This window comes from Micromonospora aridisoli, assembly GCF_056150025.1.
The window spans coordinates 1-524 of the sequence record NZ_JAXCFK010000176.1 but is presented as its reverse complement, the minus strand read 5'-3'; the positions used below and the strand labels follow the sequence as shown (position 1 = coordinate 524).

The window sequence follows — 524 nt, the reverse complement described above, 5'->3', positions numbered from 1 at the left end:
GATCCGATGAATTACACCAATCTGGCAACAGCCGTGCTCGAAGGGCGCGGGCTGATTACCGATGACTGGCATTATGGCCAGGATCTGCGCGCCTATTTCCCGCCGCTCTATCCGTTGGCACTAGCTGTGTTCTGGTGGGTTTTTGGCACAAGCGTCTGGTCTACTTTGGTGATGAATATCATGATTGATCTGATTGCCGCCTGGGCATTGGGCGATGCTGCGCGCCGACTCTCTCGCGATAACCGGCATGCTACAAATGTCGGCATCGTCGCGGCCATTGTCTATTTTGCTTGGCCCGCGTTCGCTCTTGGCGCCGGCATTCCGCAGAAAGAAGCGCTAACTCTGATGTTCATCATATTGTTGCTAAGGACTATGGTGATCTGGCTGCATGCGGATGAAAAGGATGCCCGGCGCTGGCGGCACGGGCTGTTCGCTGGTCTCTGGTGGGGATTGCTCAGTCTGACCCAGCCGTCGCTTGCTCTGGCTCCCGGGTTTGTCGGGCTAATCCTGGTTTGGCAAAAAGG

Annotated in this window: 1 protein-coding gene; it reads left to right on the top strand. The window is 56.3% G+C overall.

Going from position 1 to position 524, the window contains the following annotated elements:
• On the top strand, positions 1-524 hold a 524-nt coding region (locus tag SM447_RS29970; RefSeq protein WP_474576220.1), incomplete at both ends, for a glycosyltransferase family 39 protein.